The sequence below is a fragment of the Rhodococcus sp. ACPA4 genome, assembly GCF_002300185.1.
Classification (GTDB): Bacteria; Actinomycetota; Actinomycetes; order Mycobacteriales; family Mycobacteriaceae; genus Rhodococcus_F; species Rhodococcus_F globerula.
Genome location: NZ_NSDY01000001.1, coordinates 4,149,289 through 4,175,421, shown reverse-complemented (window position 1 = coordinate 4,175,421; position 26,133 = coordinate 4,149,289). Strand labels below are relative to the sequence as shown.

At 61.8% G+C, this 26,133-nt stretch carries 23 protein-coding genes; 9 read left to right on the top strand and 14 right to left on the bottom strand.

All coding sequences use genetic code 11. From position 1 onward, the window contains the following. Positions 1–72 precede the first annotated feature (72 nt). A complete protein-coding gene (locus CJ178_RS19070; RefSeq protein WP_095887389.1) occupies positions 73–1,770 on the bottom strand; it encodes an FAD-dependent oxidoreductase in 1,698 nt (565 codons plus the stop codon). A gap of 22 nt (positions 1,771–1,792) precedes the next feature. Continuing rightward, on the bottom strand, positions 1,793–2,800 hold the full coding sequence (locus CJ178_RS19065) for an AurF N-oxygenase family protein (protein WP_033233700.1): 1,008 nt from the start codon (positions 2,798–2,800) through the stop codon (positions 1,793–1,795). Positions 2,801–3,094: 294 nt separating this feature from the next. Here CJ178_RS19065 and CJ178_RS19060 point away from each other — a divergent pair, with 294 nt between their 5' ends. The 5 genes from CJ178_RS19060 (at position 3,095) to CJ178_RS19040 (ending at position 8,517) form a co-directional block, all read left to right on the top strand. Beyond that, on the top strand, positions 3,095–3,943 hold the full coding sequence (locus tag CJ178_RS19060) for an SDR family oxidoreductase (RefSeq protein WP_373557458.1): 849 nt from the start codon (positions 3,095–3,097) through the stop codon (positions 3,941–3,943). 107 nt (positions 3,944–4,050) lie between these two features. Beyond that, on the top strand, positions 4,051–5,337 hold the full coding sequence (locus tag CJ178_RS19055) for a sensor histidine kinase (RefSeq protein ID WP_095887388.1): 1,287 nt from the start codon (positions 4,051–4,053) through the stop codon (positions 5,335–5,337). A 556-nt stretch (positions 5,338–5,893) separates the two neighbouring features. Then, the gene (locus CJ178_RS19050; protein ID WP_095888047.1) at positions 5,894–7,087 is read left to right on the top strand and encodes a thiolase family protein; all 1,194 of its coding nucleotides are present in this window, start codon (positions 5,894–5,896) and stop codon (positions 7,085–7,087) included. Between the two features lie 28 nt (positions 7,088–7,115). After that, positions 7,116–7,877 (top strand): 3-hydroxyacyl-CoA dehydrogenase, encoded by a 762-nt coding sequence (locus tag CJ178_RS19045; protein ID WP_045065589.1) that lies wholly within the window; start codon positions 7,116–7,118, stop codon positions 7,875–7,877. Between the two features lie 13 nt (positions 7,878–7,890). Continuing rightward, positions 7,891–8,517: a TetR/AcrR family transcriptional regulator gene (locus CJ178_RS19040; protein ID WP_095888046.1), complete on the top strand. Its 627-nt coding sequence runs from the start codon at positions 7,891–7,893 to the stop codon at positions 8,515–8,517. A gap of 57 nt (positions 8,518–8,574) precedes the next feature. On the opposite strand, the gene CJ178_RS19035 is transcribed toward CJ178_RS19040, so the two are convergent. Further along, entirely contained in the window at positions 8,575–10,197 is a 1,623-nt protein-coding gene (locus CJ178_RS19035; protein WP_095887387.1) for a long-chain fatty acid--CoA ligase, read from the bottom strand. A 96-nt stretch (positions 10,198–10,293) separates the two neighbouring features. Next, positions 10,294–11,967, bottom strand: a complete 1,674-nt coding sequence (locus CJ178_RS19030) for a dihydroxyacetone kinase family protein (protein ID WP_179300777.1) — start codon at positions 11,965–11,967, stop codon at positions 10,294–10,296. 54 nt (positions 11,968–12,021) lie between these two features. Here CJ178_RS19030 and CJ178_RS19025 point away from each other — a divergent pair, with 54 nt between their 5' ends. Both CJ178_RS19025 and CJ178_RS19020 read left to right on the top strand, forming a co-directional pair. Next, positions 12,022–12,885: a patatin-like phospholipase family protein gene (locus CJ178_RS19025; RefSeq protein ID WP_095887385.1), complete on the top strand. Its 864-nt coding sequence runs from the start codon at positions 12,022–12,024 to the stop codon at positions 12,883–12,885. Beyond that, positions 12,882–13,736, top strand: coding sequence for an LLM class flavin-dependent oxidoreductase (locus CJ178_RS19020; protein ID WP_095887384.1), 855 nt, complete (start codon positions 12,882–12,884; stop codon positions 13,734–13,736). The genes CJ178_RS19025 and CJ178_RS19020 overlap by 4 nt, the downstream gene beginning before the upstream one ends. 1 nt (position 13,737) lies before the next feature. Here the strand turns inward: CJ178_RS19020 and CJ178_RS19015 are convergent, their stop codons facing one another. The 7 genes from CJ178_RS19015 to CJ178_RS18980 all read right to left on the bottom strand — a co-directional run bounded on the left by CJ178_RS19015 (position 13,738) and on the right by CJ178_RS18980 (position 20,039). Continuing rightward, positions 13,738–14,748, bottom strand: a complete 1,011-nt coding sequence (locus tag CJ178_RS19015) for a threonine aldolase family protein (RefSeq protein ID WP_095887383.1) — start codon at positions 14,746–14,748, stop codon at positions 13,738–13,740. 60 nt (positions 14,749–14,808) lie between these two features. Beyond that, a complete protein-coding gene (locus CJ178_RS19010; protein ID WP_033233692.1) occupies positions 14,809–16,230 on the bottom strand; it encodes a DUF2252 domain-containing protein in 1,422 nt (473 codons plus the stop codon). Between the two features lie 80 nt (positions 16,231–16,310). Next, positions 16,311–16,634 carry a DUF6292 family protein gene (locus CJ178_RS19005; RefSeq protein ID WP_033233691.1) on the bottom strand — a complete coding sequence of 108 codons (324 nt, stop codon included), beginning with the start codon at positions 16,632–16,634 and terminating at the stop codon, positions 16,311–16,313. A gap of 358 nt (positions 16,635–16,992) precedes the next feature. Then, positions 16,993–17,544, bottom strand: coding sequence for an acyl-CoA thioesterase (locus tag CJ178_RS18995; RefSeq protein ID WP_080711680.1), 552 nt, complete (start codon positions 17,542–17,544; stop codon positions 16,993–16,995). A 56-nt stretch (positions 17,545–17,600) separates the two neighbouring features. Next, positions 17,601–18,404, bottom strand: coding sequence for a class I SAM-dependent methyltransferase (locus CJ178_RS18990; protein ID WP_095887382.1), 804 nt, complete (start codon positions 18,402–18,404; stop codon positions 17,601–17,603). Beyond that, the gene (locus tag CJ178_RS18985; RefSeq protein WP_095887381.1) at positions 18,401–19,057 is read right to left on the bottom strand and encodes a FadR/GntR family transcriptional regulator; all 657 of its coding nucleotides are present in this window, start codon (positions 19,055–19,057) and stop codon (positions 18,401–18,403) included. Before CJ178_RS18985 ends, CJ178_RS18990 begins: the two co-directional genes overlap by 4 nt. 79 nt (positions 19,058–19,136) lie before the next feature. Further along, entirely contained in the window at positions 19,137–20,039 is a 903-nt protein-coding gene (locus tag CJ178_RS18980; protein ID WP_095887380.1) for an Lrp/AsnC family transcriptional regulator, read from the bottom strand. A 224-nt stretch (positions 20,040–20,263) separates the two neighbouring features. Between CJ178_RS18980 and CJ178_RS18975 the strand changes: the two genes are divergently transcribed. Together CJ178_RS18975 and CJ178_RS18970 are read left to right on the top strand one after the other, a co-directional pair. Next, entirely contained in the window at positions 20,264–21,979 is a 1,716-nt protein-coding gene (locus tag CJ178_RS18975) for an amidohydrolase (protein WP_029256542.1), read from the top strand. Further along, the gene (locus CJ178_RS18970) at positions 21,979–23,313 is read left to right on the top strand and encodes an MFS transporter (protein ID WP_045065567.1); all 1,335 of its coding nucleotides are present in this window, start codon (positions 21,979–21,981) and stop codon (positions 23,311–23,313) included. The genes CJ178_RS18975 and CJ178_RS18970 overlap by 1 nt, the downstream gene beginning before the upstream one ends. A gap of 86 nt (positions 23,314–23,399) precedes the next feature. Here the strand turns inward: CJ178_RS18970 and CJ178_RS18965 are convergent, their stop codons facing one another. From CJ178_RS18965 to CJ178_RS18955, 3 genes are all read right to left on the bottom strand, one after another. Then, on the bottom strand, positions 23,400–23,765 hold the full coding sequence (locus CJ178_RS18965) for an ANTAR domain-containing protein (RefSeq protein ID WP_095888045.1): 366 nt from the start codon (positions 23,763–23,765) through the stop codon (positions 23,400–23,402). Between the two features lie 337 nt (positions 23,766–24,102). Further along, on the bottom strand, positions 24,103–24,936 hold the full coding sequence (locus CJ178_RS18960) for an alpha/beta hydrolase family protein (protein WP_257013257.1): 834 nt from the start codon (positions 24,934–24,936) through the stop codon (positions 24,103–24,105). A gap of 124 nt (positions 24,937–25,060) precedes the next feature. Further along, the gene (locus CJ178_RS18955) at positions 25,061–26,107 is read right to left on the bottom strand and encodes a LacI family DNA-binding transcriptional regulator (protein WP_095887378.1); all 1,047 of its coding nucleotides are present in this window, start codon (positions 26,105–26,107) and stop codon (positions 25,061–25,063) included. Positions 26,108–26,133: the final 26 nt, after the last annotated feature.

The window sequence follows — 26,133 nt, the reverse complement described above, 5'->3', positions numbered from 1 at the left end:
CTCGCTGTGCCGCTTACTGGAACAGGTTGCAGTATTACACGATAAGCAGCGCAGATGGGGCGAAATTTTCGGTCAGTGGGACGCTTTCCAGAGCTTTCGACGTGGTGGTTTCACCTGGCCTGCAGCTCCGACAATGGACGACACTTCACCCTGGTCGAGGATCTTCTCCCGAACGCGTCCGTGCGCGACGCCGCGATCGACTTCGGCTTTGTCGATGGCATGCCAACCGGCTCGATCGACGACGCCATTCTGTCGCGCCCGGGCCAGCCGATCGAGGGCAGCAGTGTCGGGCGCCGGGGTACGCAGACGTCCGTGGTTGAAGTCGTCGACGAGCATCCGGACGGTTTCCTGTGCGCAGGATTTGTTGGTGCCGATGAAGCCGCTTGGTCCGCGCTTGATCCAGCCCGTCGCGTACACGCCGGGTGCGTCGCTGACGCGGCCTCCCTCGTTCGGGATAACCGAGGCGCGCTCGTCGAATGGAACACCCGCGATGGGTACACCGCGGTATCCGATGGACGTGAGTACCAGGCCGGCATCGATGGTTTCCGTATCTCCGGTGGGTTCGATGCGGACAGTCCCGTCGGCGTCGACAAGCGTGTTGCGCTCGAATTCGATCCCACTGACGCGGTCCTCACCGGAAATCTCGGTTGGCGTCAGTAGGTAGCGCAAAGTGATGCGTTTGCTTCCGACTTCGACATGATCGCGATTCTTCAGCGCTTCGAGGAGTCGGAGTTTCTGCTCGACAGCGTGCGGCAGTGAGTCGGCTTTCTCGGTGATCGGGTCGAGAACCATGTCGTCCGGGCCGACGGACAGTTCGATATCCGGTAGCGCCAACAGGCCGGTGAACTCGGGAACGGTGAAGGCAGACTGCGCAATTCCGCGTCGGCCGACGATCACTACTTCTTCGATCCGACTCTTCCGTAACGCTGCGAGCGCGTGAGCAGAGATGTCGGTGCCGGCCAGCTTTTCGGGATCTGCCGTCAGAATGCGGGCAACGTCAAGTGCGACGTTGCCGTTTCCGATGATGACGGCCCGCCGATGTGAAAGGTCGAAGACATCGTCGACATGATCGGGATGACCGTTGTACCAGGCCACGAAATCGGTGGCCGACGCAGTTCCGGGGAGGGCTGCGCCCGGGATGCCAAGGCGGCGATCGGATGAAGCGCCGACTGCGTAGAGAACGGCATGGTGGTTCTCGAGAAGTTCGTCGTGAGTGAGGTGTTTACCGATCTCCACATTGAGGTAGAACTCGAAACCCCGCTGCGCGGCGATCTTGTCGAACAGTCGCGTGACCTGCTTGGTCTTCTGATGATCAGGTGCCACGCCGGCGCGAACCAAGCCGTAGGGAACGGGTAGCCGATCGAAGACGTTGACCTGCACACCGGGTTGCGTGAGCAACTCGTCTGCCGCGTACATCGCGGACGGACCGGAGCCGACGATCGCAACTCGCAGCGGCGGACGCCCCTGGTCGATAGTCGCGGCTGGGATCACCTTGGCAAGTAACGGGCGGGGCCGTTGCTCCTTGTAGAAATCTGCGTTGATCGAGAGGAAAACCCGCTGCGGTTCAGCCAGTTTCGACTCGGGAACAATGGCGTCGACCGGGCAGGCCGAGACGCATGCGCCGCAGTCGACGCAGGCCTGTGGATCGATGTGCAACATCTCGGCGGTGAGGAAATCCGGTTCGTCCGGCGTCGGATGAATGCAATTGACCGGGCAGGCGTAGACGCACGAGGCGTCGCTGCAGCAGGACTGCGTGACTACGTGTGGCATGGCGGTTGGGTCCGATCTCGGATTAGGCGGCAGCGTTGTGTGCGCTGCGGTGGGGTTCGCTGCGGAAACGTGATGCGCGGCCGTCCATCTTGCAGGCCTTCCACACCAATCGCGACGCGCGGTTCATCAAACCCGTCTCTGTTGCGAGCATGCGGACGTCGCCGAAGTAGTTTCGCAGCGTCTGACGCGATTCCGGTAGCTCCCAGAACAGGTCCTTCTTGACGGACTTCGGGATGTCGAACTGCTTCCAGAATGTGTTGGGTGGAATCACGATGGCATCGCACAGGATTCGCATGGTGATCGGGAAGAGGAGCGACAGGACAAAGCGGCTCGGCCGCGACATCAGCGGGATGCGTCGGCTCAGAAGTTTGTGCGCAAACGAGATATGACGCGCTTCTTCGGCAACGTGAATTGCCATGACGGACGCCATGATCGGGTGGATATCGCCCCCGGAGCGCAGGATGCTCTTCTGGATGTGGTCGATAGGTTCCTCGCCTGCGAGGACACCCACGAAGAAGAGTTCAGGGAAGGGGCCGGCAGCAAGTGGGATGAACGGCGCCAGCATGCGCATCACGCGATTCATGCCCGGAGCGTCGGCGCCGATGCGGTTCACCATTTCCTGGAACATCATGGTGTGGTTGCACTCTTCGACGGATTCGTGAGTGCAGTAGCGTGCCTCGGCCGACTGGTTGGGAAGTGAAAAAACGTACTGCATCATGCCGCGGATCAGGATGTTCTCGAACTGCAGGCCGACCTTCGCGACGTTGGCCTGACGCCACATCCCGATTTCGATTTGTTTGTCGATCGGCTGAGCCTGGTACCACGGGTGGGCGCCGAGCGGATCCGTCTCAGCCGGGAGGATCCAGCGCGTATCGCCGGGCGTGACCGCGAATTCGGGGGCATCCCAGTCGATATCGAGATACGGATCGAAGTGCTTGTTCACGGATCCTTCGGATAGGAGGCGAAGTGTCTCGTTGTACGAGTCGTCGGATGCTTCCGCGTTCTTGTCGAACGGCGTTGTCAGCGTCATGTGCGTCTCCCTCTTTGTCGCGGTCACCGCTGGTCTTACGTGCGGTTTCGGTGGTATCGAGGGCCGGTTTGTGTGATCGCAGGCACTCGGTCTGGCTTTAATGTAACCGCAGGTATCAGGAAAAGCTAGTCCCAGACAGTTCTCGATCGACAAGCGGCATGAGCTACTGGTGAGTAGCTTTGTGGGTCGACGCTTTGCCTGCTGCTTCGTGGGCGTTTCCGCGATCTTCTGGCGTATGGGCGCGCAATAACTTACTGCTCGGTAATCTCGTCAACCTATAGAAAAGGACAGGCGATGACGATGATCAGCAGGCTGGTGGGCAATTTCGTGTTGAATCCGCCCACGAGGCTTGGTTCGCTGCTTCCGCGCCCCCGCGTCGACCTTTCGGAGAGAACCATCGTGCTGACCGGGGCGTCGTCCGGTATCGGGGAGGCAACCGCGCACATGTTGGCTGCTCGTGGTGCCGAGATGATCCTGGTCGCCCGAGGCACTGACGAACTCGAGCGCGTGCGTGACGACATCCACCGAGAGGGAGGGTGGGCCCACGTTCTACCCGCGGATCTCTCGAACGGTGAAAGCGTCGACGAACTTGCCGACGCGATAGCCGACCAGTTCGGGACCGTCGACGTGTTGATCAACAACGCGGGCCGCTCGATCCGCCGCAGTGCCGCCGATTCCGTAGAACGGTTTCATGATTACGAGCGCACGATGGCGCTCAACTACTTCGGTCCGGCGCGGCTGACGCTTCGACTCTTGCCGTCAATGCTCGAGGCCGGTGCCGGACATATTGTCAACGTCGGGACGTGGGGTGTGAGCGCCGGCGTGATGCCACGGTTCAGTGCGTATCACGCGTCGAAGTCTGCGCTCAGTGCCTTCGGCCGTAGTCTCGGCGCCGAGTGTCATGGCACGGGCGTCGCCGTCAGTACCGTGCAATTTCCACTGATTCGCACGCCGATGATTGCGCCAACCGCCGAATACGTCAGCCAACCGGCATTGACCGCGGAGCAGGCAGCGTCGTGGATCCTGCGGGCAATCGAAACGCGTCCGATCGAGTTGTATCCACGCTATGCCGGCCTGCTCAGGGTCATTGGCGCTATATCACCCTCTGCCACAGATGCATTCGTGCGACGTTCTGGAATCTGAAAGTACTCGCTGCCGAAGTATCGGGTAAATAAATGAGGGTATGGCGTACTTTGAAGACGGCGAATGCGCGCAAAACTTGATCGAGAAATGAAGTAGGGGAATAGCCAGTGGCAGACATTCGCCGGAAACCGGCGCGGGTCAAGAAGATTTCGCTGAGTGCTCGCGAAATTCTATCGCGGAACCCAGCTGTCTTGGCGGTCACTGCCGGAATTCTCAGCCTCGTGTGGATGCTCGTCGCAACCTGGTCGGTGGCGCGGGGTAGTGGTTATTCGGGAGAGTCGGCCGCGGACGACCCGGTTGTTCTCATCACGACAGTGCTCATTCTGACTGTCATGACAGTGGCCGCATGTTTCCGTCGGCGGCATCCGGTGTGGATGTATCTTCTGACTCTCGTCGGCACCGTCGCTTTGGCCCTGCTGCTCGAGGACCGAGTAGCAGCGGCCACTCCGCTGTATTGGTTTGCGATCATCGTCATGGCTGGGAGAACTACCGGAAGTCGCTTGGTACTACTGACGATTGCCGGAATGCTCGCTGATCTGTGGATGACGACCAGATTTCGACCGGGCGACGCTGGTGAAAGCATGACGCTTGCTCAGGTCCCGGCTGGGGATTTGCCAGAGTTCTTGTTAGCACCCGCGGTGAATATCATGACCAGCTACGCGGTCATGATCGTTATCGGGAAAGTTGTGCAGAGATATCGAGCTCAATCATCCGCCAGTGCCGCCGCCATCGAGCAAATGCAGTTGAACAGCGACGCGCGAATAAGCGATGCGATCACAGAGGAACGGCAGAATATGGCGCGTGAATTGCACGACGTCGCTGCTCATCACCTCACGGGTCTGCTGATCCAGGCGAGGTCGGCCGACAAATTGTTTTCATCCAACCCGGCGCAAGCTAAGGCACTGCTCGGCGGTGTCATCGACCATGGCGACCGGGCGCTGAACAGTTTGCGTCAAACTGTGGGGATTCTGCGGTTGGGCGAGGCCGATCCCAAGTACCCCCAACCGATGATCGCCGATATTCCGGAACTCGTGGAGGGATGTCGAGCGTCCATACCGTCCTTGGAACTCGATCTGGAGGATAGCTTCACCGAACTCGACAGTGCTGTGCAATTGTCCTCCTATCGCGTTGTACAAGAGGCATTGTCGAATATTCTTCGCCACGCGCCGGAAAGTTCCGCGACAGTGACTGTGCGACGTGAGCGCGATTCGATCAGCGTCGACGTCACCAATATTGCCGACAGAGGAACGCCCGCGACAGACGGTCAGAGTCTGGGAATCTCGGGGATGCGTGAACGCGTCACCCTTCTTGGCGGAACCCTTCTCGCCGGACCCAACGACAACGGTTGGACTGTAAAGGCAGTCATTCCCACTGCCGGCCAGATCATCGGATAGTTACCCCGCGGCAAATCGGGCAAGATTCAACCAGGACGTCTCTCGATGATCGTGTTGGCCTTCGTGTTCTCAGTGTTCTTCTTTCTCTCGACACGTTAGGCGAGTCGCTCATTCCCCTGTAGTAAATGCGCTGATGAGCTACGCGTTATTCATAACCTTCGGCAATGTTGTGCAGAACCACCGCGAAGAGTGTTTCTTTTGTCTCTTGACGAAGTCCGGAATCTCGATTCATAGAGGTGGCTTGAATGCGGGATCGCGTTCCTAATACTTTGGTGTTAATTCCTTTTGGTGAGGACATCTCGGGCTCATTTGTTTAAGGCCACCGCACGGTCGAACGTAGCGCTGCCGACTCCGTCGCGGGCGCCTCCTTGCCCCCTGTCCACCCGGTATCGATCCCGGTGGTTGCCATTGACGCCGGCATCTCTGGCATGATAGCTATTTAACGAGCGCTAAGTCAGTGGTTGGCTTGCGCAACATGATCTCGGTCCGGTGCCTGATGCATGCGTCTTGGGTGCCGGACCGTCTCAAGTGCACGTCCTCGAAGGGAACGAAGAAGATGACCAAGGCAGTGATTGTCGATGTAGTCCGGATCGCATCAGGCAAGGGCAAGCCAGGCGGGGCACTGTCCGGGACACATCCCGTCGAACTGTTGGCCCACGTACTTCGGTCGATTGTCGAGCGCAACGGCATCGATCCGGCGCTGGTAGACGACGTCATCGGCGGCTGTGTCGGTCAGGCCGGCGAGCAGGCACTGAACATCACCCGAACGGCCGTGCTCTCGGCCGGATTCCCCGAATCCGTGCCTGCCACTACGATCGACCGCCAGTGCGGATCCAGCCAGCAGGCAGCACATTTCGCCGCTCAGGGCGTTATCGCCGGGGCGTACGACATCGTGATTGCCGCCGGTGTCGAATCCATGAGCCGTGTACCTATGGGGTTCACCTCGATGGGTAAGGACGCATCCGGTCCCGGTATCGCCGCTCGCTACCCCGAGGGCTTGGTCAACCAAGGCATTTCGGCTGAACTGATTGCGGCGAAGTGGAAGTTCGACCGGGACACGCTCGACGCTTTCTCGGCTCAGTCCCATCAGCGCGCTGCGGCTGCGGCGGCGGAGGGACTGTTCGACAAGGAGATCGTGCCGATCTCGGTGACCAATGCCGCCGGAGAAACTGTTACGCACACCGTCGACGAGACTGTGCGCGCATCGACCACCGCCGAGGGCCTGGCCGGTTTGAAGCCGTCGTTCTACTCCGAGAAGTACGCAGCTCGTTTCCCGGAAGCACAGTGGTCGATCACTCCCGGCAACTCCTCACCGCTCACCGACGGCGCTTCGGCTGCTCTGATCATGAGCGAAGAGATGGCCTCCAAGCTGGGGCTGACACCTCGCGCCCGTTTCCACTCGTTCTCCGTGATGGGCGACGACCCGGTCTTCATGCTCACCGCACCGATCCCGGCCACCCACAAGGTCCTTGCTCGCGCAGGACTGAGCATCGACGACATCGACACCTACGAGGTCAACGAAGCATTTGCGCCCGTGCCACTCGCGTGGGCACACGAATTCGGTGCCGACCCGGCCAAGCTCAACCCGTGGGGCGGAGCCATCTCGCTCGGCCACGCACTCGGATCCTCGGGCACGCGTTTGCTGACGACGATGGTCAACCACCTCGAGGCCACCGGCGGACGCTACGGCCTGCAGACCATGTGTGAAGGTGCCGGCATGGCAAACGCCACCATTATCGAACGTATCTGACACGCAACATCTTTCGAAAGGGAATCACATGATCGTCAACGACAGCGTAGCCGTCGTCACCGGTGGAGCCTCCGGGCTCGGCCTGGCCACCGCCAAAGCCCTTCTCGCCGACGGCGCCAGCGTCGTCATCATCGACCTGCCGTCCTCCAACGGTGAGGCCATCGCCAAGGAACTCGGCGACCGCGTTCGCTTCGCTGCGGCCGACGTCACGGACGAGGCAGCTGTGTCGGCCGCTCTCGATCTCGCGGAGACCCTCGGACCGATCCGCGTCACGGTCAACTGCGCCGGAATCGGCAACGCCATCAAGACCGTCAGCAAGAAGGGCGCATTCCCTCTCGATGCGTTCAAGAAGGTCGTGGACGTCAACCTGATCGGCACGTTCAACGTGCTTCGCCTTGCTGCAGAGCGCATTTCGAAGACCGAGCCCATTGACGGCGAGCGGGGTGTCATCATCAACACCGCCTCGGTCGCAGCATACGACGGACAGATCGGCCAGGCTGCTTACTCCGCATCCAAGGGCGGCGTTGTCGGTATGACGCTCCCCATCGCCCGCGACCTCGCGTCGCTGCTGATCCGCGTCAACACGATTGCTCCTGGCCTGTTCAAGACGCCGTTGCTCGCCAGCCTGCCGGAAGAGGCTCAGGCGTCGCTCGGTACTCAGGTGCCGCACCCCTCCCGCTTGGGTGACCCCAGCGAGTACGGTGCACTCGCAGCGCACATCGTCTCCAACCCGATGCTCAACGGTGAGACGATCCGCCTCGACGGTGCAATCCGTATGGCACCGCGGTAATTTCGGAGACAAGATGACTGGCGAAGCGATGAGTGTAGATTCGGTAGCAGTGGACTGGAGGTCTTTTCCGCCGCTGTTGATGAGTGACATCCTGACGGCTTCGCTGGAACTGTTCAACGAGAACGGTTACCACGGCACAACTGTGCGGCAGATTGCCAACCGCGTCGGGGTAACCGTTCCCGCGCTCTACTATCACCACGCGAACAAAGAGGCCGTTCTGGTCGCGCTGTTCGACGTATCGATGAGCGAACTGAATACCAGAACCGAAGCGGCAGAAGCAGAAGCCGGAGAAAAACCGGTGGAGCGCTTTGCGCTGGTGGTCGAGGCGATCGTTCTGTACATGACTCATCGGGCGCATCACGCTGCGTTGGACACCGAGATCCGGCATGTCTCGCCGGAAAGCCGAAGCCGATACGCGGCCAGTCGCAAGCGACTCGAATTGCTGATGCGCAGGATTGTCGATGACGGTATGGCATCAGGAGATTTCTCGGTCACCGACACCGAAGAAACCGTCCGGGCCATACTCGGAATGGCTCAATCTTTACCACGTTGGTTCCAGACCGGTGGTCCGATGTCGCCGTCCCAATTGGCAGAGAAGTACGTCGACATCGCGTTTCATACAGTCGGGTATCGACCGTAAACGAAGGCGGGCAACAGGTTTAAGACCTGTTGCCCGCCTTGTGGTGTTTACCCTGTGTCAGAGCCGCGTGACGTTGAGTCCGCCGTCGTGGTAGTCGGCCCGCAGACGCTTCTTGTCGAACTTGCCGACACTCGTCTTCGGAACTTCCTGCACCACAGCCCAGTTCTCGGGAAGCTGCCACTTTGCGATCTTGTCCGAGAGGAACTCTTGCAGTTCGGCCATCGTTGTTGCCGAATCCGCGCGTAGGACTACCGCCACCAGCGGTCGCTCATCCCACTTCTCGTCGGGAATGCCGATTACAGCTGCTTCCGTGACATCGGGATGACCCATGACTGCGTTCTCGAGGTCGACCGACGAAATCCACTCGCCGCCCGACTTGATGATGTCCTTGGAACGGTCCGAGAGGCTGAGGAAGCCGTCGGCAGTGATGGATCCGACGTCGCCGGTCTTGAGCCAGCCGTCGTTGAACTTGTCTGCTGCCTCGACACCGTAATACGACGCCGTAATCCAGGGGCCGCGCACTTCGAGCTCGCCAACGGAGACGCCGTCGTGGGCAACAGTTTCGCCGTCATCGTCGATGAGGCGTGCTTCGACGGATGCGGGGAAGCGGCCCTGCGAGTATCGGTACTTCCACATCTCGTCACCCGTGATACCGAGCGGCGGGCGAGCCACGGAGCCGAGTGGCGAGGTTTCGGTCATGCCCCACGCATGCAGGACGCTGACGTTGTGATCGTCTTCGAACGCGTGCATCAGTGCCGGCGGAACTGCCGAGCCGCCGATCAGAACCTCACGCATAGACGAGATGTCCTGAGGATTCTGTTCGAGGTAGAGGTGCAGACCCTGCCAGATCGTGGGGACCGCGGCGGCGAACGTCGGCTTCTCGCTGGCGATGATCGCGGCCAACGGAGCCGGCTGGAGGAAGCGATCGGGCATGATCAGCGAAGCGCCGATCATGAACGCGGCGTAGGGAAGTCCCCACGACATCGCATGGAACTGCGGAACGACGGCAAGTGCGCGGTCGCCCTGCTTGAGGTTGGGTCCGTCGCTCATGCAGACCTGCATCGAGTGCAGGTAGATCGAACGATGGGAATACACAACACCTTTGGGGTCGCCTGTGGTGCCGGAGGTGTAACACATCGCGGCAGCGCTGCGCTCGTCCAGTTCGGGCCAGTCGAACTCTGTCGGCTGCTCCGCGATCAGGCCTTCGTACGTGTGTACCTCAACACCGGCGGGCGCTTCGAGGCCGGCGGCGGAAGAGCCCGTCACGATGATGTGCTTGACGGTCGTGAGCGAAGGCAGTTGGGGTGCGAGCAACGGGATCAGCGACGGATCCACGATGATCACGTGATCCTCGGCGTGATTGGCAACGTGGATCAGCTGCTCGGGGAACAATCGGATGTTGAGGGTGTGCAGGACAGCGCCCATCGCAGGAATGCCGAGGTACGCCTCGAGGTGCTCCGAGTTGTTCCACATGAACGTGGCCACTCGCTGATCCCCGTCGACGCCGAGTCCGCGCAGTGCGTGTGCCAGCTGGGCGCAGCGACGTCCCACCTCGGCATACGACGTACGGCGCGGACCATTTTCGGTCCAGGTCACAACCTCGGCGTCACCGTGGACGGAGGCTCCGTGCCGCAGGATTTGAGCAATGGAGAGTGGGGCGTCTTGCATCGTGCTCAGCATGGGCTACTCCTGGGTGTCATGCGATCCTGTGCTTTCCAGACCGGCCGCAATCGAGGTTGTGTGATGTCAGGCTAGTCATATCGCCGGGGCACCGTGTTAGTGACCCACTGCACACTCGAAGAACCATGCGATAACGAGTGCGCCCGGGTCGACGACGCCTCGAGCCGCCTCGCCGACATAGCTTGCGCGGCCCCGGCTGGCGACCATGACTTCCGTCGACTCGGCTCCGGCGCGGGCGGCTTCCGACGTTCGTTGCAACACGTCCGCGCGTACGCCGTCGAGTCGAACTCCTTCCTCGAGAGCGTCCACTGCGGGGGCAATCGCATCCACCATGGTCTTGTCTCCGGGGCGTGCTCCCCCGAGTGTGGTGATGTTGTCCAGACCTGCCCGTGCCGCAGCGGCAATGGTCGCGAGATCCAGTGTGCCCTCTCGGGCTACTCGGAAGAAATGACGGAACCAGATGCCGAACAGTGCTCCGGACGTTCCACCCGCATGGCCGAGATAGGCTTGCGAGATGGCATCGAATGTTGTTGATGCGGAATAGGTATTGCGCATCTCGGTCAAATCCAATTGTTCCAGTGCGGCCACCATGTTGGTACCGAAATCGCCGTCGCCGGCCCGTCGATCGAGATCGGTGAGGGCAGGTTCCTCGTCGAGTACCTTCTGTGCCCAATCGGCTACCCATGCCCCGATGTTTCCGTCGGAAGTCGGGGTTGTCGGTGCAGTGTACGAAGGGCCGAACGATTCCCGCGGACCCACAGCCGAGTAACTTCGTGCCGGCGAATTCGGCCAGGCCGGCGCGGCGCTCGGGGCGTCCCACAGTTCGAGGATCTGATCGTCGACGCGTACCAGGGTGATGGATGCGCCTGCCATGTTCATCGCCGTCACAAATGTTCCGACGAGGGGGCGTTCGATGTGAATTCCCTTCTCGGCTAGATATTCTCCGAGTTCCGCGAACAGCAACTGCAGTTCCAGTGGATGTGTTGCACCTAATCCGTTGACCAGTGCGATAACACGATCTCCTTCGGCCAGTTCGAGTGAGTCGATGATCGGATCGGTCAGTCGGCGTACCAGTTCGGGAGCGGGCAACGCGTCGATCCGTTCGCGTCCTCGTTCGCCGTGGATGCCGATGCCCAGTTCCATCTGGCCCGCGGGTAGATCGAACGAAGGTTCCGTTGCGCCGGGGAGCGTGCACGGCGCAAGCGCGACGGCCATGCTGCGTGCCGATTGTGCGACAAGGCGACCGATCCGGACAACCTCTGCCAAAGACTCGCCGCGCTCGGCTGCGGCACCGCATACCTTCTCCACGACGACGGTGGCTGCCGTGCCTCGGCGTCCTGGTCCGTCGCCGTCAGCTCGTTCGGTTGCCACATCGTCCTCGACGAGGACAACATCGGCATCGATGTTGTCTTCTCGCAGCAACTCTCGTGCGATGCCGAAGTTCATGACGTCGCCGGTGTAGTTCTTCACGATGTGGAGGACACCGCCGCCGGCGTCGACGGCTTTGCACGCCTCGTGAATTTGCAGAGCGTTGGGTGAAGTGAAGACCAAGCCGGGGCAGACTGCGGTCAGCATGCCTGCGCCGAGGAACCCGGCGTGCATCGGTTCGTGTCCGGATCCGCCGCCGGAGACGATGGCGACTTGTCCTTTGGGCAGCGGTTGTGCCCGTGTGAGGTATCCGGGGTCGGGATTCCACGCGATGTCGTCGGTGGATGCGATCAACCCGCGAAGTGCGTCGGGAACAAATGTCTTTGCGCTGCGCATGAACATCACTTCAGAGTAGGTCTAACGTCGAGTTCGGGCACGGGTGGTGATCGACGAGAGGTGGACGGCGTGAAACTGGGGTTGGTACTGGCCGGTGGCGGCGTTGCGGGAATCGCCTGGGAAACCGGTTTTCTACTCGGCGTTCAGGACAATTCGGCGGACGCCGCCGCAGCGCTGCTGGCAGCGGACGTGTTGATCGGCACTTCTGCAGGCTCCACCGTGACCGCTCAGATCGCGGGCGGTGCGACACTGCAGGAACTTTTCGACGCACAAACAGCGGAGGCGACGGGGGAGATCGATCCGAAGGTCGATGTCGAGGTACTCGGTCAGATGTTCGTCGACGCGATCGCAGGTTCCGCGGATCGATCCGAACAACTTCGTGCGCTCGGCGAGGCAGCGATGGCCGCCGACACCGTCGAACCCGCCGTGCGTCGTGCGGTCATCGAGGCGAGGCTGCGCAATCGGGCGTGGCCCGACCGGGAGTTGCGCATCCCGGCAATCAACGCCGAGACCGGTGAGTTGAGGGTGTTCGGCAAGTCGGCCGGCGTAGACCTGATCGACGCAGTCGGAGCGAGTTGCGCCGTCCCCGGTGTGTGGCCGGTGGTCACGATCGACGGGCGCCGATACATGGATGGCGGAATGGCAAGTGGCTCGAATGTTCATTTGGCTGCCGACTGTGATGTGGTCGTGGTTCTTTCACCCGCAGCCGATCCCGCCCCGAATCTTCTGGGCGGCAGTCTGCGAGAGGAAATCGACGCGATGACGCAGTCACGGGTACTGCCGATCTTCGCCGACGACGCCGTCGTCGAGGTGATCGGAACGAACTCCCTCTCGCCGGCCACCCGGCGCCCGGCAGCTGAACTCGGCCGCGAACAGGGCCGCCGAACGGCTGACGAGATCGCTGCGTTCCTGGTGACGGCATGAGTGGGGCCCGGATTGCCGTGGTCCTGCGTCCGGAGCAGTCGCCGGAGGATCTGATCCAGCTTGCCCGGCATGCTGATGAGTTGGGTATCGACGAGGTCTGGTTGTGGGAGGACTGCTTCTTCGGTGGAGGAATAGCTACTGCTGCAACTGTATTGGCCGCAACCACGCGGATGGGAGTGGCCATCGGTGTGCTGCCCACGCCCATGCGCAACACCGCGATCACGGCGATGGAGATTTCGGCGCTGGCCAGAATTCATCCGGATCGACTACGGGTTGGCTTCGGCCACGGTGTTCAGAGTTGGATGCGGCAGATCGGCGCCAAGGTCGAATCGCCGTTGACCCTCCTCCGAGAGCAGTTCGGAGCACTCGAGCGGTTACTACGCGGTGAGTCGGTGACGGTATCCGGTCGATACGTGAATCTCACGGACGTCAAGCTGGCGTGGCCGCCCGAGAAGGTGCCGCAGTTGCTCGTCGGCGCCACGGGGCCAAAGACCTTGGCGCTCAGTGGTGAGTTGGCGCAGGGCACCGTGCTCTCGGGTGGGACGACCCCGGAAGGCGTCCGCAGGGCGATCGCTCATATCGGAGCGCAGGATCTCGAGGTGGTCGTTTACGTCATCTGTGCATTTGGTTCCAGCGGTCGTGAGCGCGCCCTTGCCGAGGCCGCAGCGTCAGGGTGCGAGTCGCCGGCGGATGCGATTGCCGTGGGTACAGCGGCGGAGGTCGCGGAGGCTGCGCAACGGTGGGCAGACGCGGGCGCAACCACCGTGGTACTCCAACCGACCGTTGACGAGCCGGACGTCCGTGAGTTCATTCGCCTTGTCGCGCAGGAGGTTCAACCGCTGATGGTGTAGCTCAGGCGGTTAGTCGGGACAGAACCTCGTCGATGTCGGCAGTGCTCACGTCTCGATGTGTCACGAACCGAACCTTCCCGGCGACGGTGACGGCACCGACGTCGACAGCGGCGAGCTGAGCAACGGTGGCCGATGGATCGGCTGTGGCGGCGAGAACGATGTTGGTGGCGGGTTCGTCGACAGCCCAACCGCGCTCACGAAGCCCCGACGCGAGGCGCTGCGCATTGTCGTGATCGTCGGACAGTCGGGCCTGCGAGCGCAAGGCCACGATGCCGGCCGCGGCAAGCACGCCGCCCTGACGAATGCCGCCGCCGAGCATCTTGCGAATCCTTCGGGCCTCGGTGATCAGTTCGGGTGACGCGGCCAGTATCGAGCCGACCGGCGCGCCCAGTCCCTTGCTCAGGCATACCTGGACGGTGTCGGCGCCGGAAGTCAGTTCGGTGGGCGAAACATCCAGTGCAGCAGCGGCATTCCAGAGGCGTGCACCGTCGAGGTGAATCTTCAAGCCGCGTGATCGGGCCGCGTCGACCAGCGTTGTCCACTCGGCCGGATTCATGACGGCGCCGCCGGCGAAGTTGTGGGTGTTCTCGAGACAGAGCAACGTGGTGTTCAACGTGAAATACGGACCGGGGGAGCCTGCGGCCTTCAGAACCGTCTCGGGCCTGGGCCGTCCGGGCCCTCCGTCGTGCGGCAGCGCCACCGGCATGCCCTGGGCGAGCCAGGCAGCGGTGCCCAACTCGGACCCCAGGACGTGGGAGTGCTCCGGTGCCAGGAACTGATCACCACGGCGGAGGTGCAGCATCAGCGCAATCAGGTTGCCCATCGATCCGCTCGGTACCCACAGAGCCGCCGGAAAACCGAGAGTGTGTGCCACTTTTTCCTCGAGCGCCGCCATGGTCGGGTCGTGATCGAGGACGTCGTCACCGACCTCTGCGTCGGCCATTGCCCTGCGCATCTCTGCGTCAGGTTTGGTGACGGTGTCCGAGCGTAGGTCGATGTACGACGAAGTCATGGTTCATTCGATCAAGTCGCGTGATCCGGCGTCAAACTGCAGTGAGTCGGACGTGAGGGATCAGATTCCCGGCTCCGCGGCGATCGTACCGGCGGATACCGCCCGGCACAGAGCGTCGTGGTCACGTTCGGTTTGATCGGCGTAGAGCCGAGCGAATCGGGTGAGGGCAGTATCGACCGTGTCCGAGGTTCCCAGATAGCCGGAAATCAGTGACGCGCCACTGGTTCGGGCGTGTCCCTTCGCCAGTAGGCGACCGCAGATCGCGACATAGTCGGTCAGCGCTGCTGCGTCGATATTGTTCAGGTCCACTGAACCTTTCATGTTCCGGAACTGGCGGACGTAGTACTGGCGGTCGTCGACGGTGCACCAACCGAGCAGTGGATCGCTGACTGTCTGGAGGGCTTGCTGGTATTCCGCGACACGTCGTCCTTGGTGATCGTGCCAGGCCGAGTCGCCGTGCACGAACGGCGCAACAACGGATCGGCGAGCCTGTTTGAGCTGCAGGAATATGACGTCGTCCGGGATGCTCCCTTCACACAGGGCGACATAGGCTCGTAGGGCGACACTTCCGACGCCGACGACCCGGTGCGCCACGTCGATGACGTTGTATCCCGAGACCACTCGACGCCAGTGCGGTGCAAGGGTTTCGAGATATTCGTCGAGACCTTCCAAGAGGAAGTCGGTGTCCTGTGGGGTGAGTCGTGTTGTGAGCGGCGGGTTCTCGAGTAGTTGTCGTCGTCCGTGATCCTCGACGGTGAATCGGGGAACCGCGTGATCGCTGGTACGTCGGCGGGCGCGTTCCGCTGCGCGTTGGATCTCGGCGAGCAAGCCTGGATCGGTGACGTGGTCGGTCAGTCCGTCGAAATCGACTCGGTCGAAAGAACGATCGAAGAGTGGCCGCTCGGACAGCTTTCCCAGGTGGAGGCGATACGCGGACACACACGAGGTCGTCGCTGTTTCGCATTGAGATTCGGTGAGGCCGTTTTGTCGACCGGCCACCCAGATGCTCGCAGCCAACCTACGCAGGTCCCATTCCCACGGGCCTGGATGTGCTTCGTCGAAATCGTTGAGGTCTATGACAAGTTCGCGTTCCGGCGATCCGTAGAACCCGAAGTTGCCGACGTGGGCGTCACCGCAGATGACCGGCGTGATACCGGTGGCCGGGAGCGCCGCCATGTCCTCGGCCATCAGTCCGGCAGTCCCGCGGAGGAATCCGTACGGGGAAGCGACCATGCGCCCCACCCGAATCGGTACCAACCAGTCGAGTCTTCCCTCGTGGGCAGTGTTGACCTGATCGACCGGGTCACGTCGGTTCGGTGGTGGCGTCCAATCGCCAAGTGACGACCGTGCCACTCGTTTACGTAGACTCTTTCCGATCTTGCGCCGCTCACTGCGAGGGGTTTGACGCGCGCGCAGGGTCGCCCTGCCGTCCGGTTCGTTTTCGAGAGCCAACTGACCGGCAGGCCTACTCAGCGGGTCCATGTCGGGCTCTCTTTCGTCGGGCGTGCGAAACTCGCGCTCGATCTTATGCCCGCTGGAATTAGTACCGCGCGACGAGTTCGTTAACTACTCGCCTGGGCAATCAACTCGACAACGCGGTCGGCGCACAGGTCCGGATCGGGCATTCTCCCGATGCCGAGGCACTCGACGACGGTGAACGACGCATCCGGCATGTCCTCCACACCGAGCGCCCACCCGAAGTAGTGGTTCCACGCGAGTACGGCGCGGTGGCCGCTGTGCTGCGGAATCTCGTTGCCAAGCACAAGTACCGCGTCGAACGCCGGACCGTCGAACCAGATGACCGATTCGGCAAAGGCGGAGGCGGCGACCGCGACTACGTACCTTTGACAAGTGGATTCGCTCGGAATGGCGGTGTGTGCACGCATGCTCGCTCCTCCGGCTCGGTGGTGATCGGAGGGTTCCCCCTTGGTGCCGCCGAAGAAACGCCGTGCAGATTACGTCCCGGCCACAGATTTACGACGCAGGCGATGCCCGAGATGTTTTTTTGGGCTTCGCCGTTGTCGTGGGTGGCCGCGGAAATGAGAAGACGGTGTGCTTTCGGCCGCCCGCGTACCCGCCCATATAGTCGATGTGGATCGTCATACCCGCTCTGGCACTGCGGTATTGAGTCAAAGTAGCGGTTACGTTCCGCTGTGAATCGGGGCCGTGTGTTGTCGTCTTCACCAGCGTCGCCGATGAGTGCGAACCCGTTACCTACGGGGTCGGTGACGGTTGTCGAGAAGCTCAGTCGTCATGTTCGGGCGTTAGGTCCCGAACTGCGGCTCGTATGGACCGTTCACGAAGTTCGTTCTCTCTGCGCAGCTCACGGCGCCTACGGCCCGCCTCGAATCGTTGCCTCGCAATTGTTCCGGTTGGTCGGAGTTGGGGTACTTCAGCTGGTTTTCCGTCGCTGCCCATTGCCACCATCGTGAAATAGCAACTATTGGTGTGTCGAGATTTTCCGAGAAGAATGTCTTCGGTTTCGACTCGTATTCCGATTTCCATCGACGTGCGCCCGGTGTAATTGACGGAAGCGCTGAACGTGACGAGTTCTCCGACATGCACCGGTTCGCGGAACACCACACGATCCACGGACAGGGTCACGACGTACGTCTGGGCGTATCGACTCGCGCACGCGTATGCAACCTGGTCGAGAAACTTCAGAATCGTTCCGCCGTGCACGTTGCCCGAGAAGTTGGACATGTCCGGCGTCATGAGGACGGTCATGGACAGGGTTTGTTTTGCCGTATGCTGCGGTGCTTGCTTGGATTCAGGCAGGGAGATCGATTCAGACATCGAGTGGGCCTCTTGGAGTCGGTGGACGGTGAAGAGACCGTATCCGGCAAAGAGGGTTACCCGCGCGTTCGGAAGAGCGCGGTGTCAGAGTTCGGGACAGTGCCAATGTGGAGGATGTATTCGCTGGTGGCGACGGGGCCGGCCGCGCTCGACCTGAGATAGGGCGCGAGCGTCGAGCGGAGGTGCGCTGACATCGAACTCCAATTCCCTGTGCTTCGAACGGCCTCGCGAAAGTTCTTCAACGCCGGTGCCTGGTCGCACAGTTCCTCGACGGGATCCGATCCGGCAGGTAGGTGCCATTCGAGAATGCGTGATTCCGAACGAACCGAATCCAATCCCTTTGCTGCTCTCTCGAACTCCTTGGAGCTCGACCACGTCGTCGGCAGTGGTGCGATGCCGTCCCACGCAGAAGCTGCCTCGGTGCGAAGTGCTGCTGCCCACCCGTTCGCCGACCACGTTGCGACGCAGATCTTTCCGCCTGGCCGGGTCACCCGCATCATCTCTGCGAGGGCAATCGAGGGGTCGGGGCAGAAGATGATCCCGAAGATGCTGACGCAGGCGTCGGCACTCGAATTCGGCCAGGGTAAAGACTGCGCATCGCCGATCGTGAAGGTGGGTTGGGTAGTGCCGGGGTGGGGAATCCAGCGTTCGCGTGCAACCTCGAGCTGGCTGGCGGAGAGGTCGAGTGCGTGGACCGTCATACCGGACTGGGCCGCCGGGAGCGCAAAGTTCCCGGTTCCGGCGCAGACGTCGTACACCGTGCTCACGTCCCCGATCGAGCGCAGTGCCTCCGTCGATGCCGGTGAGAGTTGCTCGGCAAGAGGCGAATACGTCGCACCATTCCAGATTCCCTGTTTCACGACAAACTCCTTTCGACTGCGTCGATGACCGTATCGAGCGCTGCGCCCGCCGCGCGCGCTGCTTCGTCGGGGTTGCGTTCCTCGATGGCCGCGATCAAGGGTCGGTGCTCGTCGACGTGGAAACCTGGACCGACACTGACTGCGGACAGCGAATCCGTCACGGCGGCAAGGACTCCCCGGTAGACGTCGATCAGTGCGGAATTGTGGGACGCCTCGACGATCGAAAGGTGCAGGGCCATGCCGGCTTCGACAGTGAAGCCGCCGACGTGACCGGGGTGGGCATTCCAGGCTGCATGTATCCGCGCGAGATCTTCGGGGGTATGGCGCTGCGCTGCAAGTCGCGCGGCTTCGACCTCGAGTCCGCGTCGCAAGCGCAGTACGTCGAGAACGTCACCTCTGGCGAGCCTGCGCCTGAGTAATCCTTCCACCGGCGACGCCGCCAGGACGTAGACGCCGCCACCATGACGAACGGACAGAACTCCGGCGTGTGCAAGCGCCCGTACCGCTTCGCGCATGGTGTTTCGGGCGACTCCCAATTCCTCGACCAGTGCGGTCTCCGGCGGGAGTTTTGATCCGACGGGCCATCGACCGGTCGATATCGCCTCCTCGATCGCCGCGGCGACGATGTCTACCTTGCGTCCGGAATCGGACATGTGTGCCACCTCGGGTAAGTGGGTCAATGACTTTGTCCGAGGTTAGCGTGCGCTCACGAGTGGGTCAATGACTTGTGAACTATCCGCGTACGTCCAGGCTGCGGGCGTAGTGCTCCTTGAAAACCTCGAGATGCGCCCACGATTCCAAGCCGCTGACACCGTCGATGCCCCGGATTCGCTCGGACAAGGCATGGAGGTCGTTGGACGAGTTGGCGGCGACCGTAGCGATCACGTCGTACCGTCCCAGAGTCCGCGCGAGGAATTCGATTCCCGGGAGCGACTCGATCTCCGATACCGCGTTGTCATCCCGTGAGCCCAGATTGACGCCGATGCCCATCGCCAGCGTCCGGCCACCACCTCGCCGCTTGACGACGGCACCGACGCGCAGTGCCGTGCTCGAGATCAGATGATTGACGCGATTGCGCACAGCGCTCGGCGACAGGCCGGTGTGTTCGGCCAGCTCGAGAAATGGCATGCGACCGTTGCGCTCGAGCAGTTCGATCAAGGCGACGTCCGTCGAATCGAGTCGGATGTCGGCTTGTAAAGCGGTCTCGGGCATGAAGATTCCCTTGATGACGTCGACGTAGACCAGCGTGCTCACGGATCTGACGCCACGCTGTGAGCGGAGTTCGGCGATAGCGCGGTACAGATCGTCGTGGCTGGGCACCCGAAGTTCCGCGATCACGTTGTACTGCCCGCTGACTGCCGAGATGTACACGGCAGCCTCGGATTCGATCAACGCGTCCAGTACCGGGGTCATCGGTCCGGACACGGCGATCGACACGTGTGCGAGTGCCTTCAGGCCGAGAAGTTCGGGGTGTGCGACGGCAACCACGGACACCGTTCCCGAGTCGAGTAGTGCCTGCACCCTGGTGGACACTGCCGCGCGTGGGGCATCGACCGCCACGGACAGTTCGCGGTACGTCGCTCGCCCATTGCGTTGAAGAGCAGCTATGAGCTTGGAATCGAGATCGACTGTCATGGATGCCCCAACTTTTCCAGAGATTTTTCTGTATGAGCTTCCTATTAGAACAGTCGCATGTGGGCATAGATGATGTGGATAAGTGCAGAAATGCACGAAAACTTGTACAAAAAAGTTGTGTACCACCTGGTGTGAAACTTTGATGCATTGCATAGCTCCAGGTCAGGGCGTAGTTTTCGCTCAACACGCAGTGACCTGCACCACCATCTCGACGAAGGACCACCATGCGCAAGTTGCACACGCACGAAGCCTCGCCGCTCGACGCCACCGCCACGATCTTCACCGGCGCCAAGATCCACACCGTTGACGACAGCACGGCGGGAGCCGAAGCGTTCCTGGTGTTCGGAAACCGCTTTGCCGCGGTGGGGACACTCGAGGAATGCCGCACGGAGGCGCGACGCCTGAGCACTCGCACGACCGCGGTGGTCGAACTCGACGGCGCCACCGTCGTCCCCGGATTCGTCGATCCGCACGCACACCCGTTGATGTACGGACAGATGCTCAGCTGGGTGGACTGCGGACCGGAGAAGGCGCACTCGATTCCCGGAATCATTGCCCTGCTTCAGGAAGCGGCACTCACAGCTCCTGCGGGTGTCCCGATTCGCGGATACGGCTATGAGCACCGCAACCTGATCGAAGGGCGCCATCCGCTCAAGGAAGAGCTCGATCAGGTGGCCACCGATCGCGAGGTCTACCTCATGAACGCGAGCGGTCACGGCGGCGTCGTCAACTCCTTCACTTTCGACAAGCACGGCATCGATGCGAGCACTGAGAACCCGGCCGGTGGCGAGTTCTTCCGAGATGCAGACGGCGAGTTGACGGGTGAGCTGTCCGACGCCGCGTGCAACATCCTCACCGGTGTCAACGGTGTGAAGGTCGGCCATCACGGACCCAACTTCCATCTCGAGGACGAGCCGGAAGAGCACCTTCGCCAGCTGTCGGTCGCTCAGGACAAGTTCCTGGCCGGCGGCGTCACCACCATCGGCGACTGCCAGGTGACGCGTCGTGAATTCGACATGTACCTGCGTCTGGCCGAGCAGGATCAGCTCAAGACCCGCGTCAGCATGTACATGCTCAGCCATCTCCTCGATCACGTCATCGACACGGGAATGCACGGCGCCTTCGGCAATTCGCGGCTCGCGTTCGGCGGCATCAAGTTCTACGCCGACGGCACTCTCGGCGGCTGGACCGCATACTTCCCCGACGGCTACGTGGGCGACCCGTGCCGCACCGGGCAGCTCTACCATGAGCCGGCGGACTACTCGGAGCTCATTGCCAAGGCGCACTCCGTGGGTCTGCAGACTGCCACGCACGCTCAGTCACCGACGGCCATCGACATGGTGCTCGACGCCATCGAAGCTGCGCAGAAGGCTCACCCCGACGCCGACGCGCGTCACCGCATCGAGCACTGCGGGCTCCCGACGGCCGAGCAGATCGCCCGGATGAACCTGGCCGGTGTGTACCCGGTGAACCAGCCGCAGCACTACTACAACTGGGGCGAGGGCGTCACCGCTGCGATCGGCACTCCGGGTGAGCGGTTCAACCCGCTCGGGGAGTTCATCGCTGCCGAGGTTCCCGTGACCATCAGCTCCGACGCCCCGGTCGCAGAGCCCAAGCCGCTCGAGGCAATTCAAGCAGCCGTCACCCGTGTGACGCGTCAAGGCCATCAGCTCGGCTCCGATGCACTCCGCATCACCGCCGACCAGGCACTGCAGGCTCACACGCTCAACGGTGCACGTGCGCTGGGCCGTGAAGCAGAACTTGGCAGCATCTCGGTCGGCAAGCGGGCCGACTTCGTCATTCTGGGCGCGGACCCCCTCGAGGTTCCGGCCGACGCGATTGCGCAGATCGAGGTGCGGGAGACCTGGATCGACGGCGAACTCGCACATTCAGGTCATAACCACCTATTGTCGAGCACTTCGACCACCGAGGAAAAGTAATGAACCGAGAGCAACAGATCGTGAAGGCCCGCAAGGCGGGATTTGCAGCCTTCGTCGGTACAACCATCGAGTGGTACGACTTCTACGTATATGCCACGGCAGCCGCCCTGGTCTTCGGTGACATCTTCTTCCCGCCCGGAACCGATCGCCTGACCGGCGTTGCGGCGGCGTTCGCGACGTACGCCGTCGGATTCTTCGCTCGCCCGCTCGGCGGAATCGTGTTCGGACATGTCGGTGACAAGATGGGCAGGCGCACCGCACTTGTCGTCACACTGACGCTGATGGGTGCAGGCACCTTCCTCATCGGCATGTTGCCCACTTACGCGTCGATCGGGTTCTGGGCGCCGTTGCTGCTGGTTCTGCTCCGCTTCGTCCAAGGCTTCGCCGTCGGCGGTGAATGGGGTGGCGCGGTCCTGATGGCCGTCGAGCATGCTCCCGAGGACAAGAAGACTTTCTACGGCGGATTCGCTCAGCTGGGCAACCCGGCCGGCGCCCTTCTGGCCACCGGGTTCTTCAGCATTCTCTCCACCTTCGGCGACGACGCGCTGCGCGAGTGGGCCTGGCGTCTGCCGTTCCTGTGCTCGGCGCTGCTGATCCTCGTCGGCTTGTTGGTTCGCCTCAAGGTCGAGGAGTCCCCGGTCTTCGAGTCCGAGGTGAAGTCCGCGGACGTCCCGGAGATGCTGCCGCTCAAGTACGCACTGGTGACCAACTGGCGTCCGATCATCCTGGGCATCGGCATTCTGCCGGTCGCAGTCGGCGGCTACTACCTCGTGACGACCTTCATCACGGCATACGCGACCGACCCCGACGTCGGCTTGTCGGAGACGCTGATTCTCAACGCGCTCAGTGTCGCCGCGGTGGTCGAGTTGATCGCGACCCTGGGCGTGGCGTGGCTCGGCGACAAGGTGGGGCGCGTCCGCGTGGTCATCTGGGGTCTCGCTGCGGTCGCGATACTCGCCGCGCCGCAGTTCTTGGTGCTGAAGTCCGGATCCGTCTTCCTGATCTTCCTGACGTTTGCGGTCATGCGACTGGTGCTCGCTGCCACGTATGGTCCGATTGCCGCCGTTCTGTCGCAGATGTTCAAGCCGCAGGCGCGCTACACGAGCATCTCGTTGGCGTACCAGGGTGCAGGCGCGATCTTCGGCGGGTTGTCTCCGCTGGTGTCGACGCTGATGTACAAGGCAACCGGCAGCATCTGGCCGGTCATCGCACTGCTGATCGGCATGTGCATCCTGAGCATCGTCTGCCTGCTCTTCGCTCCGCAGCACGTGGACGAGGCGACCGACACCGACGGTGTGCGGCAGGGCCTGAACAAGGAATCGGCTTCCGCCTGACAACTGCAAACACGAAGCTGGGGCAGTACACGATTTCCGTGTACTGCCCCAGTTGTCGTTTCAGGTCAGTTGTCGTTCAGAGCAGGTCAGGCGCCGACGAGATGGCGATGAAAGTGATCGCTGCGTCGGTGCGCCTGGCTGAGATTCCTGATCTCGCGAAGCCAGAAGTGAGACGCCAGCGCATTGTTGTTGCCATAGCCGGTGCCGGACGTGTCTTCGTCGATCAAGGCGACAAGCGCCTTGATCAGGCTGGTGACCTTGAGGTTGTTGGTCTGAGAATGTCGTACCAGCAGGTCAGCAGCTTCGTCGGTGCTGCAGCGGTAGAGCGTGCAGACAATTTCGAGAGCCCGTTCGCGGAGACGGCCCGAATTGGTCGGGATCCGTAGTCCGTTTGTCGGAACACTGTTCGTCTGGTTGTTCGTGTTGTCGGTGTGAATCATGGTGTTGTACAAGGTATTCCTTTGAACCACATGGGTTTTGGACCCGTGCGGTGTGTAGCGCATGTTGATACTGGTGCAGTCGGTACGCGATTGGCGGCGGACTCCGTCGGAGTCTTCGGCCTGGTCAACAATCTGCGGGACTGATGAAAGTGCGTAGTGATCAAAGGCGCGGATTTGCACCGAACTGGAAGTCTTGCCCCTGGAACGAGTTTTGGAACTGTCGTTCCGGGCGAAGCGACCGGCTGCCTGACTGACGGCTGCCCTCTGATAACCCCACCGTACGTCATGGTGTCGGTTTCAGCTAATCCTTTTCCTGGCGATCATGCTCACAGTAGGTGGTTTCACCTGCTCAAGGGGTATCTACGTGATCGATTATCGCTTGCTTGGTGGTAGCCCAGGCTGCGGATTCGGTGTTGGTGAATTCGCCGTGGCCGACGCCGGGAAGTTCGATCAGGTCGACGCGATCACCGGCCACGCGGGCGGCGTCGGCATAGCGTCGGCTCTGCTCGATCGAGACCACCCGGTCAGCTTGCCCGTGCAGTGCTGTGACCGGGATGCCGATGGGAAGATGTTCGATCGGCGAGGCAACACGGTATCGATCCGGGTAGTCGGACGGCATGCCGCCCAGAAGATTTCGAACAAATCGATCCTTGCCGGATGTGGCCGCGAGTTCCATGTCGAAGACACCGGCCATAACGGTGGCTGATCGAATGGATACTGTGAGAGCAGGGTCGGGCGCGTCGATACCTTGGCTAGGTCGCGACGCTGCCCAGGCGGCGAGTTGGCCGCCGGCCGAGTAGCCGGCTACGTGCACGCGGCCCAGATCCAGTCTTCCGGAAGCCTTTTCCTGCACAGCGTCGGCCAAGGCGTTTGTTGCCGTGACGGTGTCCGAGAGAGTGGTCGGCCATCCGCCGTGCCCGCCCACGCGCCGATACTCGATGTTCCACACGGCAATTCCGTAGGGCGTCAACGATCGAGCCCACGCGCCTGCGTAGTCGAGGTTACTTTTCTGGGCCCATCCGCCACCGTGAATGAGGACAACCACTGGTAGTGAATCTCCGTCGCCGGGGGGTAGATACAAATCCCCGAACGTGTCCGTGTCGGCGGCATAGGAAATGCGTAACGGTGCTACGGATCGATCGGTGCCCGCCGCGCTGGAAACGGAAATAACCAGGGTGAACAAGCAGACCAGCGCAACCGCGACATACCGAAGCAGCCGGTTGGCGGAGCGGTGCGCGATGGCCGGATTCCTCTCGTCACGCTGGGGAGATTGTCGTAAATAGGAGTCTATCTACGACAAGTGAATTTCAGGTGCCTACGGTTCGGTCCGTGCTGACTCTGACGCGAAGTTCGCCCCGAGTGTGGCCCTGGTTGCGCGGTTCGTCGCCGTTGATCAGGGCTAGCAGTGCATCCACTGCCAATGCTGCCTGTTCTTCGGGGAAGAAGTCGACGGCGGTGATCGGGGGATCGGAGATCAGTAGAGCGGGTTCGTCGCTGTTCTGGGCGATCAAGATGCTTCCAGGAATTGACAGACCGAGATCGAGCGCCGCTCGTGCAGCAGCAGGAGCGCAGCCGAGGATGAACGAAAGGATCGCGTCCGGTGGATTCTCGGATGTCAGTGCTTCGTGAGTCGTCGAATACGCAGCGGCGACGAGTTTTTCGACGGTATCGACACCTTCGAACGTTGCAAGTTCATCCGTCGCTCTGGGTGTCACGCTGTGGGTGCGGCACCACTCGCGGTAAGCGGTGGTTGTCGCGCGGTTCCACGCCGAATCCATTCCGGGATTGAGGACGAGGATGTCTGTCGCGCCCTTCTCAGTGAGGTGGTCCAGGAGCGTTTCGGTCGTGGCGAAGAGATTCGGTGAGATGGTCCATCCGAACTGTTCGCGACTTCCCGGGCCCACTGCGACAGTAGGGATTCCGAGCTTGTTCAATACATCGACGCGAGGGTCGTGCGTCATCGGGTCGACGACGAGAGCGCCGTCCATCTCGATGCGCCGCAGCCCGTTCGGGTCTTTCATCGACGGCAGTAGCAGGAGTGAGTGATCCGCATGAAACGCGGCCTGAGTGGCGGCGGTAGCCACGCGGCCGTACCAGTCGAAGTTGAGGTACTCGGACGATGACAACTCGTCCCGAGTGGGGAGCATCAGTCCGAGGGTGGCAGTCCGGCCGGTCCGAAGATTCTGTGCCGAGCGATTTGCCCGGTAACCCAGGCGGTCGGCCACCTCTTGAACGCGCGCCCGGGTCGTCCCGTCGACTCGGCCCTTGCCATTGAGTGCGTAGGAGACTGTCGACACCGCGACGCCGGCAGCAGCCGCGACATCGCGAAGCGTCGGGACGTTCGGCGTGATCATCGGGCTGGTTTCCTTACTCCCTGGTC